We start from the raw sequence: 18,013 nt of genomic DNA on the forward strand, positions 1-18,013 counted from the left end.
AACAGGCGTCCCCTTCCCCGCGGGGAAATCTCCGCACGAACCGGGGCATCCGCAGGGGTATCCCTGGGGGAATCGTGGCCGATCTGCACCGTACGGTTGAACGGCCGCCCTCGGTCGCATGAACACATGATGGAGAGCTTCCGGATGCCGCTTGCCACGACCGCGCCCGCGCCGAGCCACCGGCCTCGCTGGTGGGCCGAGCTTCCGCTGATAGCAGTCGTGTACGCGGTCTACTCGGTGGGCCGGCTGCTGGTCCGCAGCGATGTGTCGACCGCCGTCGACCACGGGCTGCGGATACTGCATCTGGAGAAGACGCTCTTCCTCAACGCCGAGCACCCGCTCAACCGGCTGATGACGGCCCACCCGTCCCTCGGGATACCCGCCGACTTCGCGTACGCCTCACTGCACTACCTGGTCACCCCGGCCGTCCTGACCTGGATCTACCGGCGTCGCACGGCCGGGTACCGCGCCGCCCGCACCTGGCTGATGACCTCCACACTGCTCGGCCTGATCGGCTTCGCGCTGCTGCCGACCTGCCCGCCGCGGCTGCTGCACGCCACACACGGCTTCGTCGACACGATGGCCCAGTACAGCTCGTACGGCTGGTGGGGCACCGAGGCGAGCGCGCCGCGCGGGATGGGCTGGATGACCAACCAGTACGCCGCGATGCCGAGTCTGCACGTCGGCTGGGCGCTGTGGTGCGGGATCCTGCTCTGGCGCCACGCGCGGCACCCGCTCGTACGGGCCGCGGGCATCATGTACCCGCTGGTCACCACGATCGTCGTGATGGGCACGGCCAACCACTACTTCCTCGACGCGCTCGCGGGCGCTGCCGTGATGGGCGTCGGCGCGCTGCTGACCAGGCCGGTGATGCGGCTCGCCGACCGGGTCAAGGCCGCGGTGCGGGCACCGTTCGCACCGGCCGCTTCGGCCACGAAGTCCCCGATTGTCAGTGCCGGATGCAAGACTTCCGCGGGTGAGCGAATCCCCGGCCAGCGGACCTCCTCCGCAGACTCCACCGATGACGCAGCATCGGGCGACGCAGCAGGCGACGGCGCTCCGGCAGCGGCTCGCTGAGCTGCGCGGTCCGGCCGTCGCCCCGCATCCGCTCGATGCCCGCGCGCTGGCCGCCCTCGCCGCGAACCCCGGCTGCAAGCGGCGCGCCCTGCTGGACGGCGCCGGGGTGGACAAGGCCGCGCTGACGACGGCGCTCGGCTCCCCCGCCGCGTTCGGCCAGTCGCAGTTCGCGTTCATGCGGGGCAACGCCTTCGAGGCGAAGGTCAAGGCCGACGGCGGCACCGAGCTGATGCGGCTGATGTACGAGCGGCTCGGCGGCAGCAGTGAGGCGCCGCGAGAGGTCCTGGTGCCGGATCTGACGGCGGCCGGTCCCGAAGGGCGCGCGGCCCGTACGGCGCTGGCGCTGCGGGAAGCGACGGGGGCGGGCGGCTGGGCGCTGCTCGACCATCCGATGCTCGCCCTCGAGGTGGCGGGTTCGCCCGCCTATCTGGAGCCGGACGCGGTGGTGGTGCACCCCGACGGCCGGTGGACGGTCGTGGAGATCAAGTCGTTCCCCATGATCGACAGCTCGGCGGACGCCGCCAAGGTCGGCGCGGCGGCCAGGCAGTCCGCGGTGTACGTCCTGGCGCTGGAGCGCATTGCTGCGGTCACGCAGGGCGCGGAGGTCGGCCACCGGGTGCTGCTGGTCTGCCCGAAGGACTTCTCCAACCTGCCGACGGCGTCGGTCGTCGATGTGCGCAAGCAGCGCGCGGTCACCCGCCGCCAGCTGACCCGGCTGACCCGGATCGAGGAGATCGCGGCCGCTCTGCCCGAGGGCACCACCTTCGACCCGGAGTGTTCGCCGCAGGAGCTGACGGCCGCGGTCGAATCGGTCACAGCGGCGTACGCACCGGAGTGCCTGGCCGCCTGCGAACTGGCCTTCCACTGCCGGGCCAAGGCACGAGCGGCCGGTGCGGTGCAGGCGCTGGGCCGGAGCGTTCGGGGCGAGCTCGGCGGTCTGACGACGGTCACCGAGGTGCTGGCCGCGGCCGCGGGCAAGGAGGGCGACCCGTCGGATCCGACGGTCGCGGCCCTGCGCCGCGCGGCGGTCCTGCGCGCGGAGGCGCTGGAGAGGGCGACCGGCCCGGCGGCTCCGGAGGGCGGAACGGCATGTCGCTGATCAGCACCCTGGCCCGGCTCGAGGCCGTGGAGAGCGGGCGGGCGCAGCCGTTGGCCACCGTTGCCCACTGCCATCTCACCGACCGGCCGTTCGTCCTCGTGCCGCTGACCACCGCCGGTGAGGCCGGCGCCCCGCTCGGCGCACTCGTGGGGACCGACCGGGACGCGCCCCGGCTGCTGGCTGTGGCCCAGCCGCGCGACCGTGACCTGCGGTTCGCGTTCCTCGCCGACCTGGCCGAGACGGTCCTGCCGCACATCGAGTCGTACGCGGACGTGGTCGAGCCGGCCGAGCGCAACGAGACCGATCCCGGGACCGGCAAGAAGGTCAAGGTCGAGGTCGAGCTGTGCACGGACGCGCCGCAGCTGATCGTGCCGAGCCGGGCGGGCATCGACTTCGTACGGCTGCTGGGCCGTTCCATGCGGTTCCGGCGCACCGCCGAGGACGATCCGGACACCCCGTACCCTGCGCCTGCCCGCGTCCCGCTGCTCGGCCGCTGGCTGACGCACTACGGGGAGCGGGCCCGGGTGCCGGGGTCCTCGCTGCTCCTCGCCGCGACCGATCTGCTGAACCGGCACTGGGCCACCGGACAGTCCACGCTGGAGGACCAGCATCTGGGGGCGCTGCTCGCCTGGATCGACCCTCCGGCGGGCGAGTCCGGGGCACAGGCCGCGCTCCGGGCCGAACTGGAGCGGGACAGCGGCGGCCAACTGGTGTGCCCGCCGGCCGGTCCGGCCACGGACCCGGCGTTCGACAACCGGCTGCTCGCACCGGCGATCGAGAAGTACGACCGGTCGCGCACCGCGCTCGCGGCGGCCGAGGACGGGCTCGCGGCCGACGCCCGGCTCGCCGAACTGACAGCGGCCGAGCGGGAGATCGGATCACTGCTCGCCGGGGTGCTGCGGCCGACCTGGGACGCGGTGTGGCGGGGGCTGGACCTGATGGCGCAGCTGCCGCCCGGGGCCAGGTCCGAGGACCGCTGGACCCGGGACCGCTGGTCGTTCACCGGCCACCGGGACCGGGTGCGGTCCGGGGAGCCGCCGCAGCCGCGCCGGGACGACGCGGTGACGGCAGCCCAGAAGCTGGCGTCGCGGGAGACGGCGCAGGCACAGCTGGAGGCGCAGGAGGCGCTGGACGATCCGCTGGTGCTGGCCGGGCGGCGGCTGGCCGGCGAGGCGTTCGTCGGGGAGGTGACGGAGGTGGTGATGGCGTACAGCGAGTCGAAGCGGCCCTCGCCGCGCCCGCTGGTCACGGTCCGGACGGACGAGCGCCCGCATCTCGGTGAGCGGACGAAGGTGTACCGCTCGCTGGACGGCAGGCCGCAGACCGCCGAGTTCGTGGCGTACGCCTCCGAGGACGCCGCCGGACCGGAGGAGATCCTGCTCGTGCTGCGGATCACCGACCGGATGGGCCGGAGCAAGGAGCCGGCCCCGGGTTCGCTGCCGGAGCCGGGCGACCGGATCGCGTGGACGCTGTTCGAGCACGACCAGCGCGGCGGCCCGAAGCTGCCGGACCCGGAGGACACCCCCTGGACGCACGGCGGTCCGCCGGGCGCCACTGCCGAGAACCCCGACCCCGTGACCGCGGAGGACCTTCTGTGACAGCCGTATTCGACCCGGGCGCAGCGGCGGGGCGGGCAACCACCGCGATCCTGGACGACACGCTGCACGGCACGGCACGCGGCATCGTGGTGGACTCCCCGCCGGGTGCGGGAAAATCCACGCTCGTCGTGCGCGCCGCGCTCGAACTTGCCTCTGCCGGGCGCCCGTTGATGGTGGTCGCGCAGACCAATGCCCAGGTCGACGACCTGGTGGTGCGGCTGGCCGAGAAGGACCCGGGGCTGCCGGTCGGAAGGCTGCACAGCAATGACTCGGACCCGTACGACAAGGCGCTGGACGGCCTGGCCAACGTACGGAAGTCGGCAAAGGCGGCGGACCTCGCCGGTCTTGACGTCGTCATCTCGACGGCTGCCAAGTGGGCGCATGTGAAGAACGTCGAGCCGTGGGGGCACGCGATCGTCGACGAGGCGTACCAGATGCGCTCGGATGCGCTGCTGGCCGTCGCCGGACTCTTCGAACGGGCGCTGTTCGTCGGCGATCCGGGGCAGTTGGACCCGTTCTCGATCGTCGGTGCGGACCAGTGGGCGGGGTTGTCGTACGACCCCTCGGCGAGCGCGGTCTCCACGCTGCTGGCGCACAACCCGGAGTTGCCGCAGCACCGGCTTCCGGTGTCGTGGCGGCTGCCCGCGTCGGCAGCGCCGCTGGTCTCGGACGCGTTCTACCCGTTCACCCCGTTCCGCAGCGGCACGGACCACGGCGACCGGCGGCTGTCCTTCGGCGTCGCGTCGGACGGTTCCGCCCCGGACCGGGTGCTGGACGAGGCCGCGGAGTCCGGCTGGGGCCTGCTCGAACTTCCGGCCCGGCACACCCCGCGCACGGATCCGGAGGCGGTACGGGCAGTGGCCCTGGTGGTCCGTCGGCTGCTGGACCGCGGCGGCGCGGCGACGAGCGAGCGCTCCCCCGAGCCCACCGCGGTGACGGCGGACCGGGTCGCGGTCGGCACCGCCCACCGCGACCAGGCCGCGGCGGTACGGGCGGCGCTCGCGGAGCTCGGTGTGACGGGTGTGGCGGTGGACACGGCGAACCGGCTCCAGGGCCGCGAATTCGATGTGACGGTGGTCCTGCACCCGCTGTCCGGCCGCCCGGATGCCACGGCGTTCCACCTCGAGACGGGCCGGCTGTGCGTCCTGGCCTCGCGCCACCGCCATGCCTGCATCGTGGTCTGCCGCGAGGGCGTCGCCGACCTGCTGGACGAACATCCGTCGACGGAACCGGTCCAACTGGGCGTCACGGTGAAATTCCCCGACGGCTGGGAGGCGAACCACGCGGTCCTGGCACATCTCGCGGAACACCGGGTGCGGTGGGCGCCGTGACGTCGCCTCTGCGACGGCGTCCGTAACGCCGCCGGGCCGTGCGCGATAGGCCACCGGGGGCGCGCGTCGCGTCCGGCGGTGTGCTGGTGAGCGCCCCCGCACACTGGCCCCGCGCACCGCCCGCGAAGCGCACTTGCGGCGGGTTGGACAATAGAGGGTGGCCGTCGGGCCCACCGAAGGAGGAACACCACATGGCACAACCCGAGCGGAACGAGCGGCAGCGGCTGCGCCCCGCGCCCCTGCTCTTCGAGCCGTCAGCGGTGGTCGCCGATCCCGAGCACTTCTTCGACCTGGAGTCGATGGACGACCCGAAGGAGATGCTGGCCCGCGCCACCGAGCTCGCCCTGGCGTTCCGCGCCGCGACCGACCGTGCGGTCGAGTTCCAGGCGATCGCCGCTGCCCAGCTGGCCGACCCGCGCCGGTTCGACCGGCTGACCACGGCGGACATCGCGGAGCGCGCGGAGTGGACCGAGGACTACGCGAAGAAGATGATCGAATTCGGCCGGAGCCTGCTGGGCGGCGCCAGGCCGTGACGCCGGAGCATCCGGCCCTTGCCCGGAGCTGACTCCGGGTACAGCCGCTGGCATATGCCCGCGGGCAAGATACTCCCCCCTCCACCCCCCTGTCCCCATTTCCGGCAACTCTTGGAATCCGGACCGTCACTCCCGGTAGACCTGTGCACATGAGCGCATGGCTGCCAGACGAATCGACCCTGTACCCCGGCACCGGGTCCCACCACAGCGTCGACATCTTCGCCGCGCTGCGGGACCGGACCGGATCCCAGGCCGGATCCCCGCCCGGGAACCCGGCCGGACATCAGACCGCGCAGGTCACCCCGGCGGGCGCCGCCTGGCTCGCCGGCGCCACGGCCTATCCGCGCTCCACCCTCACCCAGTGGCAGGCTCACCCCGGCTCACCCGGTGTGCTGCCGTGCGGCTCTGCGTTCGACGTGGTCAATGTGCCCGCGCTCTTCGGGCGGCGCATGCTGGAGCATCTGTGGGCCGACGGGCCCGGCTCGGGGCCGGTCGCCACACACCGCGGGCGGATGCTGCTGTTCGCCGCTCCCGGGACCGCCCAGCGGCTGCCGTCGCTGCTCGAATGGGAGGAGTGGGGCAGCCGTCCCGAGCCCGTGACGGAAGAGCACCCGCAGGCGCCCGGGGGGCCGGACGACCATGAGAACAGGGTCCCGCCGCTGCTCTGCCACGGCACCGGCGACGCCGTGACCGTGCCGCCCCTGGCCTGCGGTTCCACCTCGTCCGGGCCCCGGTGGGTGGTGGCCCCCGACACCCGTAACCCGTGGCTGCCGGGCCCCGACGTCCTGCTCTGGGCCTGTGTACGGGTGACCCGCTCGGCGCCCGCCTCGACGGCCCGGATTTCGATTTTTCCTCCCGCCGATCAGGATGCTAAGGTCTACGACGTCAGCAGGCGCCGCTAGCTCAGTTGGTTAGAGCAGCTGACTCTTAATCAGCGGGTCCGGGGTTCGAGTCCCTGGCGGCGCACAGACGGAAGAAGCCCCCCGCGCAAGCGGGGGGCTTCTTCGTTTCACCGCTGGACCGGTTGCTCACGTGCCGGTGGTGATCCTGACCGTCCACGCACCCGACGGCGTCCGGTCCGCGACCTCGACCCTGGTGTGCTCACCAGGAATGGTGTACGTCTCCCCGACCCGCAGCGGGGCGTCCGCGAGCGGCGGGTAGACCGACAGGTCCCAGCAGGCATCGGAGTGGGGGTGGGTGTCGATGACCTGGATGGGCCCGCTGCCGGACGGCGTCTCGTTGCGGACCCGGTAGATCAGCACCCCTTCGCTGCAGGTCGCCCGGTCGTTGCCGGTGGCGCTGCGGGCCTCCAGCGCCACCGCGCCGCCCTCCGCGGTCCTGATCACCGCGAGCCGCGTCCCGATGGACGCGCCACGCGCCGGCACGGCGGCCATCGACTCCAGGGTGATGTCCCGGTCACGCTGGATGCACGCCACCTGACTGCGGTCCAGCCAGCCCAGCTTCCACTTGTGCCAGCCGAACAGATCCGGCGCAAGACCGAACTGGCTGCCCATCACGTCCCAGTCGCCGACGTACGTGTCCCAGTCACCCTTGCCGTCCGTCGGCCGGTGGTAGAGGTCCGGCAGATCGAAGACGTGCCCGGTCTCGTGGGCCAGCACGTTCCGGTCCGGCGGGTGCTGTTCGAAAACGGTGACGACCCGTCTGATGTCCGCGCCGTCGGCGTGCAGCGGCTGGTCGAAGTTGACGACCTTGGTGGCGTCGGAGTCGACGCCGGGGGCGTCCGGGTCGGCGACCAGATAGACGATGTCGTACTTTGAGAAGTCGACCTGGTCGTCCGCCGCGGCAATCGCGTCACGCAGATAGTCGCTGCGCCGACCGTCGTCCCAGTCGCGCCTTATCCCGTACGAGGTGGAGCTCCGGGGCATCTGGACCCACTTCCGCAGCGGGTGCGGGCGCAGGGCGAACTTCCCGTACGAGGCGCGCTGAAAGAACTGGGTGGTGGCGGGGAAGTAGTCGGCGGCCAGCTCGGCGGGGGTGGTGACGGGGCGGGCATCCGTGAAGGAGAGGAAGATCATGACCGCGTCGAGGGCGTGGTCGGGGCGCGGGTAGGCGTCGTTCCAGTCCCCCACTCCCAGCGAGTGGTGTGCCTCGGTCCGGGGCAAGGCGCATGGGCCGGCCTCACCGGTGGCGGCCACGGCCGGACCCGCGACAAGAGAGGTGGCGGCGAGCGCCAGAAGCGCGATCACCCCGGCCAGCACGGCACGCGGACTCGGCCTCTCCACTCCCGCGAGTCTGCGCTTACGCGGCACATCGACCTCCGGGTGCGGGATGCGGGACTCGCAATCCAGCCTGTGCCGGTTTATGGGGGTTCGCCCTGTTGTGCTGCCCCACTCGGGTAAGCGGGCCGCCACCGGAGCCTCTTCACGGACAGTCATATTCGATCACTGCAACCGCGCGAGACAGATCCGAGATCGACTGGAGAGAACAGAGCCGCTCAGAAACAATCAGTCCTGGGCAAACCGGATCGGCGCGCGAATGGTCCATGCGGGGCGATCCGCGGGCCCGGAACGGGCGCAGAGCTGGAACGGGCCGGACGACAACCTCTATGCTTCACCACGCTTTCCTGCGTGGTTTCCGCCCCCGACAAGGGCACCCCACGCGGCGGGCCCAGTCCGACCACATCTGTTCAGGACAGAACTGCACGGCGGGAGCAAGCGGTGAGCGAAACCTCCGAAGGGCCGAGGCCCCCGGCAGGCACAGCGCCCCCTACCGTGCGACCACCGGTCACGGAGCGTCATACGGATCGCGCATCGGTGCAGGCCGAGAACGGGGCCGCGGACGGCATCACGTGCGGCATCGCGGACGCGGACGGAGACGGCATCACGGACGGGACCGTCGATGGCACCGGTGGGTCCGAGCCGGTCGGCCGCAGCACCGACTACCGGGCCGTCTTCCGGGCCGCCACCCTCCCGATGGCCGTCGTCGACCACGAAGGCCTGATTCTCACCGCCAACGACGCCCTCGGCGCACTGCTCGGCGCCGCCCCCGCGGCACTGACCGCGCAGTCCGCGTCCGATCTGCTCGACGTCTCGTCGGACGGCCGCACCTGGCATGCGTACCGCGAGGTGCTGCGCGGCCGGCGCTCCCGGTTCCGCTGCACGCGCAGGCTCAAGCACCCCGACGGGCGCTCGCTGTGGGCCGAGATCACCGTCGCACCGATGCCGGAGACGCCACCCGGCTCCTCCCCCGTACTGCTCTCCGTGGCCGACATCAGCGACCGGCGCGAGCTGCAGAAGCGGCTGCGCCACCTCCAGATGCACGACCCGGTGACCCGGCTGCCCAATCGGGCGCTGTTCTTCGAACGCCTCGCGGCCGCCCTGGAGACCCCGCCGTACCAGGACGACGGTCCTCCGCGGCCCGGCCGGATCGGGCTCTGCTACCTGGACCTCGACGGGTTCAAGGCCGTCAACGACACGATGGGCCACCGGATCGGCGACCGGCTGCTCGCCGCCGTCGCCGCCAGACTCACGGACTGCGCCGAACAGGAGAGCCGGCACCGCACCGGCGCCTCACTCGTGGCGCGCCTCGGCGGCGACGAGTTCGCGATCCTCGTCGAGGAGTCCGCCGGTGCGCAGCAGCTCACCGATCTCGCCCGCTCCGTGCTCACCGCCCTGCAGAAGCCGTTCGACCTGGCCGGGCAGCGGCTGGCCGTATCGGCATCGATCGGCGTGGTGGAGCGGGCTGTGGCCGGCACCTCGGCAACCGGTCTGATGCAGGCCGCCGACACCACGCTGTACTGGGCGAAGGCGGACGGCAAGGCCCGTTGGACACTCTTCGACCCCGAGCGCAACGCGCACCGGCTGACGCGGCAGGCGCTCTCGTCCACGCTGCGGCCCGCTGTCGAGCGCGGCGAGTTCACCATCGAGTACCAGCCGCTGGTCGGGATGGCCGACGGGGTCGTACGCGGGGTGGAGGCCCTGGTCCGCTGGAACCACCCGCAGTTCGGCATGCTCGCGCCGAATCGGTTCGTCGCGATCGCCGAGGAGGACGGCTCGATCGTCCAGCTCGGCCGGTGGGTGCTGCAGTCGGCCTGCCGCCAGGCCCGGCGCTGGCAGCTGGACCATCCGACCGAGGCGCCGCTGTTCATCAGCGTCAATGTCGCCGTACGGCAGGTCTGGGACTCGGACCTGGTGACCGATGTCGCGGAGATCCTCGCCGAGACCGGCCTGGCACCCGGACTGCTGCAGCTCGAGCTGACCGAGTCGGCGGTGATGGGCTCGGCGGGCCGCCCGCTGGAGGCTCTCCAGAAACTCAGCGACATGGGCGTCCGGATCGCCATCGACGACTTCGGGACCGGCTACTCGAACCTCGCCTATCTGAGCCGGCTGCCGGTATCCGTACTGAAGCTGGACGGCTCGTTCGTACGCGGCTTCCGCTACGAGGACGGCGCGCACCCCAGCCCCGCCGACGAGACGATCGTCGAGGCGATGGTGCAGCTGGCGCACCGGCTGGGGCTGACGGTCACCGCGGAGTGTGTGGAGACCGCGGGCCAGGCGGAACGACTGCGCCGGATCGGCTGCGACACCGGCCAGGGCTGGCTCTACTCACGAGCGGTGGCCCCGGAACGCATCGCGGAACTGATCGGCGCGAGACCCCTGCAACGTTGAAGCGGTTGCGGCCGCTGACCTACCCCGGTCCACGCAGCCCCACCCGACACCACCGAGCCGGCCCTCCGCCTGAGGACAGAACCGCTCAGGCGGACGAACCCGCGCACCCCTCAGCCGCGCAGCCCATACGCGTCCGCGATCAGCTCATAACTGCGCACCCGCGCCGCACCCCCATGCGCATTGGCAGTGATCATCAGCTCATCCGCACCGGTCCGCTTGGCCAGGTCGTCCAGCCCTGAGCGCACCTCGTCCGCCGTGCCGTGGATGACATTGCCGAGCCAGCTGTCGACGAACTCGCGCTCCATGGGAGTGAAGGCGTACGCCTCCGCCTCCTCGGGAGTCGGGATCAGACCGGGCCGGCCGGTGCGCAGGCGGACCATCGACAGCGCGCCCGTCAGCACCTGGCGCCGGGCCTCGCGGTCCTCGTCGGCAGCCAGCGCCGAGACGCCGATCAGGGCGTACGGGGCGTCGAGCACCGCGGACGGCTTGAACGACTCCCGGTACAGGTCGAGTGCCGGAATCGTGTTCTGCGCCGAGAAGTGGTGGGCGAAGGCGAACGGCAGGCCGAGGACGCCGGCCAGCCGCGCGCTGAAGCCGGAGGAGCCGAGCAGCCAGATCGGCGGCCGGCCGGTGGGGCCCTGCACCGGGCCCGGGACCGCGTGGATGCGGGCGTACGGGTGGCCGTCGGGGAAGTCGTCGTCCAGGAACCGGGTCAGCTCGGCGAGCTGCTGCGGGAAGTCTTCCCCAAGGTCTCGGCTGCGCTCGAGCAGGGGAGACCCCATTGCGCCCTCGTTCAGCCGGTCGGTGCGGCGCAGGGCGGCGGCGGTCGCGCCGTCCGTGCCGGGCGCGCGGCCGAGGCCCAGGTCGATGCGCCCGGGGGCCATGGCCTCCAGCGTGCCGAACTGTTCGGCGATGACGAGCGGGGCGTGGTTGGGCAGCATCACCCCGCCGGAGCCGAGCCGGAGCCGCTCGGTGTGGGCGGCGAGGTGGGCGAGGATCACGGCCGGGGACGACGAGGCGACGCCGGGCATGGAGTGGTGTTCGGCGACCCAGAGGCGGTGGAAGCCGCGGCGTTCGGCGAGTTGCGCGATGTCCACACTGGTGCGGAGCGCCTGGGTCGCGGTGCGGCCCTGGCCCACGCTCACCAGGTCGAGCACCGAGAGCGGCACGGGGGCCGTTCCCTCGGCCCGGCCGCGAATCTCGTCGCCTCGGTTCTTGTCCACGTGAAGGCCTCTCCGGTGATGCGCTGACGTCCGGGGACAGCTAACAGGAGGTTGTCTCCGTTTATTCCCCGGCCGACTGCTCCGGACCGGTCACTCCCCCACCGGAGCCGGTGGCGCTTCCCGGGTGGCGAAGAGTGTGCCCAGCTGTGGCGCCCAGGTACGGCGGCGGGCCAGCCGCAGCGCCTCGAACACCGCCACCTGGTTCGCGGTGAGAACCGGCTTGGCAAGGAGTTCTTCCAGGTCACGGATGTGCGCGGCGGTGTGCAGGGCGGTGTCCGGCAGCAGGACGGCGTCCGCGTCAGGGCGGTCCGCGGCGGCGGCGAGCTCCTTCAGCCGGTCCGGACCCCACGTGGCGGCCTCGGCGGCGGAGGTGACGCCGCCGCTGTGCGTGGCAACCACGTGGACGCCCGCGGCGGCCAGGAACGCGCTGAAGAGCTGGGCGATCTCCTCTGGGTAGGTCGCGGCGACCGCGACGCGGGCGGCGCCCAGCGCCCGTGCCGCCTGGACGAAGCCGAGCGACGCGCTGGAGGCCGGCAGCCCCGCCGCCCGGGCCAGGGCGGTGGTCTGCCCATGGGCGCCCTCCCAGCCGTACACGAAGCTCCCGCCGGTGCTGGCCCAGACCACCGACTCCACGCCGGCGCGCCGCAGCTCCTCGAGACCGGCGGCGAGGCGTTCGGACTCTCCCCGCTGTCGCAGGGTGTCGAGGCGGCGGTCGTCCTCGCCGGGTTCGGTGCGGTTCACGACCAGCCTGATCGTGGTGTCGAGGATGACCTCCATCCGTGGGAACTCGTCCTCCGCGAAGTGGCCCGGGTAGAGGAATCCGACGGTCGTCATGTCCACCCTCCTGCACTGCTGGACCGCTGTACTGCCGCTGCTGTCCCTCTGCCCAGTATTCCCCTGCAGCAGCCGCCCCCGCCCACGTTCCCGTTGACGGAGCCGGGCCGGGGTGCGAGCGTGGTCAATCCGCACATCTCAGACGCAGCGGAGCGACCGCCTCTCATGCCAGAGCCCACCCTGCTCGTCCTGGACACCGACCCTTCGCCGCGCCTCGGCCGGCTGACCGGACGGGTCCGGATCCGGTACACGGACGAGGCCGGCCTCGCCGGCCGACTTCCTCAAGCCGACGCCCTGCTGGTGTGGGACTTCGCCTCCGACGCAGTACGCGCCGCCTGGCCCGGCGACGGGCCGCGGCCCCGCTGGGTGCATACGGCGAGCGCGGGCGTGGACCGGCTGCTCTGCCCGGAGCTGGTGGCGTCCGACACCGTACTGACCAATGCGCGGGGCGTCTTCGAGCGGCCGATCGCCGAGTATGTGCTGGGCCTGGTGCTGGCCTTCGCCAAGGACGTCCCCGGCACGCTGGAGCTGCAGCGGCACCGCCGGTGGCGCCACCGTGAATCGCAGCAGGTCGCGGGCACCCGCGCGGTGGTGGTCGGGGCCGGGCCGATCGGCCGGGAGATCACCCGGCTGCTCATCGCGCTGGGGGTCCAGGTGGCGCTCGTGGGGCGTACCGCGCGCCGCAGCATCCATGGCGCCGAGGATCTGGACCGGCTGGCGGCGCTCGCCGACTGGGTGATCTGTGCGGCGCCGCTGACGGAGCGGACGCGCGGGATGTTCGACGCGCGGTTCTTCGGGCTGATGCAGCCGTCGGCGCGCTTCATCAATGTCGGGCGCGGGCCGATGGTCGTCGAGGAGGATCTGGCAGACGCGCTGAGCAGACGGTGGATCGCGGGCGCGGCGCTCGATGTGTTCGCGCGCGAACCCCTGGATCCGGAGAGCGCACTGTGGGACGCACCGGGGCTGATCATCTCGCCGCACATGAGCGGCGACACCGCCGGCTGGCGGGACCGGCTGGGCGAGCAGTTCGTGGAGATGTACGAACTCTGGGCGGACGGGAAGCCCTTGCCGAACGTGGTCGACAAGCGGCTCGGGTACGTCCCTGTCCGGGACCGGAGCGAGTGACCCCAACCGGTCCGGCTCGACGAGAACTTCACCCACCCCTGGCGGACATCGCCACATGGCGGTTCGTCATGAACCGTTCCCCCCCGGGGAAACACGCACTGCACACCGGCCGTCGCGCTCCGCCCATACGGGGACACGGAAAGGTCACCCTCCGGTCACCGTTCGATTACATGCAACCTCTTCCTGCATAGGCGTACGGGATCGGGCAGGCGCTGATCCTGTCCGGACCGTTCGACCCCTCCAGGAGATTGCGAACCATGGCCGACTTCCCGAACTTGTCCCGCCGCGGCTTTCTCGGCCGGTCAGCGGCCGTGGGTGGCCTGCTCGTCGCGCCCGGTCTGCTGTCCGCGTGCAGCAAGACCGACGCCGGTTCCGCGGACGGTGCGGCGGCGCTCGACAAGCTCCGCAAGCAGGGATTCGTCCGGGTCGCTTACGCCAACGAGGCCCCGTACGGCTATATGGAGGGCAAGCAGCTCAAGGGCGAGGCGCCCACCCTGCACCGGGAGATATTCAAGGCGCTCGGCGTCGACGAACTGAAGCCCACCCTCTCCGAGTGGGACGGCCTGATCCCCGGGCTGCAGGCGGGCAAGTACGACGTGGTCAGCGCCGGCATGGCGATCACCCCCGAGCGCTGCGCCAATGCCATCTTCTCCGAGCCCGAATTCATCTCGCCCACCGCGCTGATGGTGAAGAAGGGCAACCCGAAGCAGGTCACCGACCTGGCATCGGCGAAGGCCGCCGGGGTCACCGTCGGTGTGATGTCGGGTGCTGTCGAGGGTTCGTACGCCGAGGGGGCCGGCATCTCCAAGGACAGGATCAAGTCGCTGCAGAAGCCGCAGGACGGCGCCGACGCGGTCAAGGGCGGCCGGATCGACGCGTTCCTGCTCACGGGCATCTCGCTGCGCTGGCTGGCGAAGACGAACCCCGGCACCGAGGTCACCGAAGCCTTCCTGCCGGAGCTCGACGGAAAGCAGCAGTACAGTCCCGGCGGCGCCGTCTTCCGCCAGGGCAACGAGGATCTGCGGGACGCCTTCAACCGCGAGCTGAAGAAGATCGTCTCGGACAGGTCGCGCTATGTCGGCCTGCTCCGGGAGTACGGCTTCGGAGCGACCGAGCTGCCACCGACAACCCTGAAGACGGCCGATCTGTGCAAGGGCTGACAGGGACGGACCCCAGCGCATGAGTGATTTCTTCTCCGCCTTCTTCGACGAGCTGCCGCAGTTGCGCTCGGGGCTGTGGGTGACCCTCCAGGCCACCGTCCTGGGCGCACTGCTCGCCCTGCTCCTGTCGTTCGTCCTCGGTCTGATGTCGGTCGGCCGGCCGCTGGTGCTGCGTGGCGTGTCACGCGTGGTCGTGGAGTTCTTCCGCGGCACCTCGCTCTACATCCAGCTGTTCTGGCTCTACTACGCGATGCCGCCGCTGACGGGGTACGAGCTGACGCCGCTGCTCTGCGGCGTCGTCGCCTTCGGCCTCAACTACGGCGCGTACGGCTCCGAGGTGGTGCGCGGCGCGATCAGCTCCGTACCGCGTGCCCAGTACGAGGCGGCCGTCGCGCTGAACATGACGCCGACGCACCGGATGCGGAAGGTGATCATTCCGCAGGCCTGGGTGCAGATGATCCCGCCCTTCACCAATCTGCTGATCCAGCTGCTGAAGTGCACCCCGCTGCTGTGGCTGATCTCCGCGGCCGATCTGATGACCGTGATCCAGCAGCTGCGCGACCGGACCGGTGAGACGCTCACCGCGTATCTGACCCTGCTGGTCGTCTACTTCGTCCTGGCCTACGCGCTGACTCTGCTGATGAATCTGCTGGAGCGCAGCGCCAAGCGACGGCTGGGCCTGCAGACCGGCGCGGGCTCGCTGCTGCGCGGCCGCAGCGCCACGGAGGCGGTCGCCTCTGCGGCCGGAGGTGTCCGGTGAACGGCTTCGACTGGAACGCCGCCCGGGACGCACTTCCCCTGGTGCTCGAAGGTTTCGAGGTCACGCTGCTCGCGACCGTGCTCGGCACGCTCGTCGCCGCGGTCCTCGGGCTCGCCATCGCGGTCGCCGGACGGGCCCCGAGCCGGTTCGTGACGGCGCCGGTCCGGACCGTGATGGAATTCATCCGGTCCACCCCGCTGCTCGTCCAACTGGTCGGCGCAGCTGCCGTGTTCACCTCGGTGGAGCCGCTGGTGATCGGCATCGTGGTACTGGGCATCCACTACGCCATGTACACCTCCGAGGTGTACCGCGCCGGGATCGACGGTGTGCCGAAGGGCCAGTGGGAGGCCTGCCGGGCACTCTCGCTCACCCCGCGGCGGACCTGGCAGGCCGTGATCCTGCCGCAGGCGGTGCGCAATGTGCTGCCCGCCCTCGGCAACTACGCGATCTCGATGTTCAAGGAGACCCCGTTCCTCGCCGTGATCACGGTGCAGGAAATGGTCTTCGAGGCCCGTAAGTACGGCGCCGATCACTTCGCCTACACCGAGGCATTCACGCTCGCCGGACTGGTCTTCCTGGTCGCGAGCTATCCCACCTCGCTGCTGATGAGAAAGCTGGAGAAGCGCCTTGGCCACTGAACCTCTCCCCCTGCAGAAGACGGCGGCCGCGGCCCCGGTGGACATCGCCCCGGTCCCCGCCACGTCGCAGACCGGCCATCCGCTGGTCCGCTTCGACAGCGTCGTGAAGCGGTACGGCGACCATGTCGTCCTCGACGGGCTGGACTTCTCGGTGCGACGTGGCGAACACGTCACCCTGATCGGACCCAGCGGCTCGGGCAAGACCACCATCCTGCGGCTGCTGATGACGCTCGAGAAGGTCAGCGACGGGGTGATCTGGGTGGACGGCGACCCGCTGTCCCACGTCAGAGCTCCCGACGGCTCGCTGAGGCCGGCGACCGAGAAGCATCTGCGCGAGGCCCGGAAGAGGATCGGCATGGTCTTTCAGCAGTTCAACCTCTTTCCCCACATGAAGGTGTTGCAGAACATCACCGAGGCCCCGGTCAGCGTGCTGGGCGTGGACCGTGACGAGGCGGAGACCCGCGCCCGTGAGCTGCTCGATCTGGTGGGGCTCGCGGGGAAGGTCGACGCACACCCCTCCCAGCTCTCCGGCGGCCAGCAGCAGCGGGTGGCGATCGCCCGCGCGCTGGCGATGCAGCCGGAGATCCTGCTCCTGGACGAGGTGACGTCCGCGCTCGACCCGGAGCTGGTGTCGGGCGTGCTGGACCTGCTGGGCGACATCGCGCGGAACACCGACATCACGATGCTCTGCGTGACCCACGAGATGAATTTCGCCCGGGACGTCTCGGAGAAGGTGTTGATGTTCGACGCAGGGCGGGTGGTGGAGGCCGGTACGCCGGAAAAAATCTTTTCCGATCCCGAGCACGAACGTACGCGCGAGTTCCTCGACGCGGTGCTGTGACCTCGCCCTCCACCGGTCGCTCATGACATTGGCATATGCCATTCGGGTGCACCCCAGCTGACAGCGCCGGGGCGTCCCGTCAACTCGTCAACGGGCCCCCCTCAAACGCCTTTTGGCCGCTATCGTGGTGCGGGAGCTTGCGGTTACAGCCTGGTCTTGCGGTCACAACCTGGTAGGGGGAAACCGTGGCGTTGAAGCCCGAACCGACCGCACCGTTCCACTCGGTGCAGTACGCCCTTCGCGTTCTCGAAACGGTCTCCAAGCACGGCAACGGTGTGATGGACGCCCAGATCTCCCGCGAGACGGGACTGCCGGCCGGGCATCTCGCCCCGCTGCTGCTGATGCTGCGCCGCGAGGGCTACGTCGAGCAGGTCACCGACGGCGCCTATGTGATCGGCGCCTCGCTCCTGCTGCTCGGCTCCGGCACCAGCCGCAGGCAGGCCCTGGAGACGAAGCTCCAGCAGACACTGGCCCAGCTGCGCGACTCGGTCGGCGCCGCGGTGTACATCAGCCGGTATGTCGACGGCGAGATCCGGGTCACCCAGTACGCCGATGGTCCACACACCCCCGCGGTCAACGAGTGGGTCGACTTCCGGTCCGCCGCGCACGCCAGCGCGATCGGCAAGTGCCTGCTGACCCAGCTCGACCAGAACGGCCGCCGCGACCACATCTCGCGCCACAAGATCGCCCGGCTCACCTCGCGGACCATCACCAGCGAGAAGGTCCTCTTCTCCAAGCTGGACAGCCAGCCGGCGACGGTTCCGGTGCTCGACCTCCAGGAGTACGCGGTGGGGACGGTCTGCGCGGCCGTCCCGCTGACGGCGGGCTCCTCGGCCGGCTGCCTGGCCCTCTCACTGCCGGTCGAGGATGCGCACCGGCTTCGCTCGGCGGCGGACACACTGAACCGGCGGGCCGCGCCGGTCCTGCTGTCGCTGGCGCTCTAGAGACCGTCCGGTCGAGCCGGACGCCCCCACGGGCCCGTCGCGGGCACCTGTCATCAGCACCCCTGGGGACCAGGTATTATTTTCGAGTCAGCAGGCGCCGCTAGCTCAGTTGGTTAGAGCAGCTGACTCTTAATCAGCGGGTCCGGGGTTCGAGGTGGTCTTCCCGCAGACCACGTCCGCCAACAACTCGCTCTCCTGCTTCGGCTGGTTCGATCCGGCCGA

At 71.1% G+C, this 18,013-nt stretch carries 16 protein-coding genes and 1 tRNA gene; 14 read left to right on the plus strand and 3 right to left on the minus strand.

Annotated features, from left to right (window positions below; all coding sequences use genetic code 11):
• Window positions 1-144: 144 nt before the first annotated feature.
• The 7 genes from ABZV38_RS12790 to ABZV38_RS12820 all read left to right on the plus strand — a co-directional run bounded on the left by ABZV38_RS12790 (window position 145) and on the right by ABZV38_RS12820 (window position 6,604).
• Window positions 145-1,077 (plus strand): phosphatase PAP2 family protein, encoded by a 933-nt coding sequence (locus tag ABZV38_RS12790; protein WP_356326829.1) that lies wholly within the window; start codon window positions 145-147, stop codon window positions 1,075-1,077.
• Window positions 1,022-2,176: a hypothetical protein gene (locus ABZV38_RS12795; protein WP_356326809.1), complete on the plus strand. Its 1,155-nt coding sequence runs from the start codon at window positions 1,022-1,024 to the stop codon at window positions 2,174-2,176. Before ABZV38_RS12790 ends, ABZV38_RS12795 begins: the two co-directional genes overlap by 56 nt.
• Window positions 2,167-3,774, plus strand: a complete 1,608-nt coding sequence (locus ABZV38_RS12800) for a hypothetical protein (protein ID WP_356326810.1) — start codon at window positions 2,167-2,169, stop codon at window positions 3,772-3,774. The genes ABZV38_RS12795 and ABZV38_RS12800 overlap by 10 nt, the downstream gene beginning before the upstream one ends.
• The gene (locus tag ABZV38_RS12805; RefSeq protein ID WP_356326812.1) at window positions 3,771-5,105 is read left to right on the plus strand and encodes an AAA domain-containing protein; all 1,335 of its coding nucleotides are present in this window, start codon (window positions 3,771-3,773) and stop codon (window positions 5,103-5,105) included. Before ABZV38_RS12800 ends, ABZV38_RS12805 begins: the two co-directional genes overlap by 4 nt.
• A 191-nt stretch (window positions 5,106-5,296) precedes the next feature.
• Window positions 5,297-5,638, plus strand: a complete 342-nt coding sequence (locus ABZV38_RS12810; RefSeq protein ID WP_356326813.1) for a hypothetical protein — start codon at window positions 5,297-5,299, stop codon at window positions 5,636-5,638.
• 149 nt (window positions 5,639-5,787) lie between these two features.
• Window positions 5,788-6,540, plus strand: coding sequence for a bifunctional DNA primase/polymerase (locus ABZV38_RS12815; RefSeq protein WP_356326814.1), 753 nt, complete (start codon window positions 5,788-5,790; stop codon window positions 6,538-6,540).
• Window positions 6,531-6,604: transfer RNA gene (locus ABZV38_RS12820), tRNA-Lys, on the plus strand. The genes ABZV38_RS12815 and ABZV38_RS12820 overlap by 10 nt, the downstream gene beginning before the upstream one ends.
• 62 nt (window positions 6,605-6,666) lie before the next feature.
• Here ABZV38_RS12820 and ABZV38_RS12825 read toward each other — a convergent pair.
• On the minus strand, window positions 6,667-7,881 hold the full coding sequence (locus ABZV38_RS12825) for a M6 family metalloprotease domain-containing protein (protein ID WP_356326815.1): 1,215 nt from the start codon (window positions 7,879-7,881) through the stop codon (window positions 6,667-6,669).
• A 597-nt stretch (window positions 7,882-8,478) separates the two neighbouring features.
• On the opposite strand from ABZV38_RS12825, the gene ABZV38_RS12830 reads away from it, so the two are divergent.
• Window positions 8,479-10,266 carry an EAL domain-containing protein gene (locus ABZV38_RS12830; RefSeq protein ID WP_356326830.1) on the plus strand — a complete coding sequence of 596 codons (1,788 nt, stop codon included), beginning with the start codon at window positions 8,479-8,481 and terminating at the stop codon, window positions 10,264-10,266.
• Window positions 10,267-10,376: 110 nt separating this feature from the next.
• Here ABZV38_RS12830 and ABZV38_RS12835 read toward each other — a convergent pair whose 3' ends face one another.
• Both ABZV38_RS12835 and ABZV38_RS12840 read right to left on the minus strand, forming a co-directional pair.
• Window positions 10,377-11,489, minus strand: coding sequence for an LLM class flavin-dependent oxidoreductase (locus tag ABZV38_RS12835; protein WP_356326816.1), 1,113 nt, complete (start codon window positions 11,487-11,489; stop codon window positions 10,377-10,379).
• Window positions 11,490-11,579: 90 nt separating this feature from the next.
• Window positions 11,580-12,323 (minus strand): decarboxylase, encoded by a 744-nt coding sequence (locus ABZV38_RS12840; RefSeq protein WP_356326817.1) that lies wholly within the window; start codon window positions 12,321-12,323, stop codon window positions 11,580-11,582.
• A gap of 165 nt (window positions 12,324-12,488) precedes the next feature.
• On the opposite strand from ABZV38_RS12840, the gene ABZV38_RS12845 reads away from it, so the two are divergent.
• The 6 genes from ABZV38_RS12845 (at window position 12,489) to ABZV38_RS12870 (ending at window position 17,791) form a co-directional block, all read left to right on the plus strand.
• Window positions 12,489-13,448: a D-2-hydroxyacid dehydrogenase gene (locus ABZV38_RS12845; protein ID WP_356326819.1), complete on the plus strand. Its 960-nt coding sequence runs from the start codon at window positions 12,489-12,491 to the stop codon at window positions 13,446-13,448.
• A gap of 257 nt (window positions 13,449-13,705) precedes the next feature.
• A complete protein-coding gene (gene ehuB, locus ABZV38_RS12850; protein ID WP_356326820.1) occupies window positions 13,706-14,608 on the plus strand; it encodes an ectoine/hydroxyectoine ABC transporter substrate-binding protein EhuB in 903 nt (300 codons plus the stop codon).
• A 19-nt stretch (window positions 14,609-14,627) separates the two neighbouring features.
• On the plus strand, window positions 14,628-15,368 hold the full coding sequence (gene ehuC, locus ABZV38_RS12855) for an ectoine/hydroxyectoine ABC transporter permease subunit EhuC (protein WP_356326821.1): 741 nt from the start codon (window positions 14,628-14,630) through the stop codon (window positions 15,366-15,368).
• Complete coding sequence (gene ehuD / locus ABZV38_RS12860; protein ID WP_356326822.1) at window positions 15,365-16,006, plus strand: ectoine/hydroxyectoine ABC transporter permease subunit EhuD; 642 nt, start codon at window positions 15,365-15,367, stop codon at window positions 16,004-16,006. The genes ehuC and ehuD overlap by 4 nt, the downstream gene beginning before the upstream one ends.
• Window positions 15,996-16,847, plus strand: coding sequence for an ectoine/hydroxyectoine ABC transporter ATP-binding protein EhuA (gene ehuA, locus ABZV38_RS12865; protein ID WP_356326823.1), 852 nt, complete (start codon window positions 15,996-15,998; stop codon window positions 16,845-16,847). Before ehuD ends, ehuA begins: the two co-directional genes overlap by 11 nt.
• 185 nt (window positions 16,848-17,032) lie before the next feature.
• Window positions 17,033-17,791 carry an IclR family transcriptional regulator C-terminal domain-containing protein gene (locus tag ABZV38_RS12870; protein ID WP_356326824.1) on the plus strand — a complete coding sequence of 253 codons (759 nt, stop codon included), beginning with the start codon at window positions 17,033-17,035 and terminating at the stop codon, window positions 17,789-17,791.
• The last annotated feature ends 222 nt before the right edge of the window (window positions 17,792-18,013 follow it).

It is taken from the genome of Streptomyces sp. NPDC005181, from assembly GCF_040608395.1.
Taxonomy (GTDB): domain Bacteria; phylum Actinomycetota; class Actinomycetes; order Streptomycetales; family Streptomycetaceae; genus Streptomyces.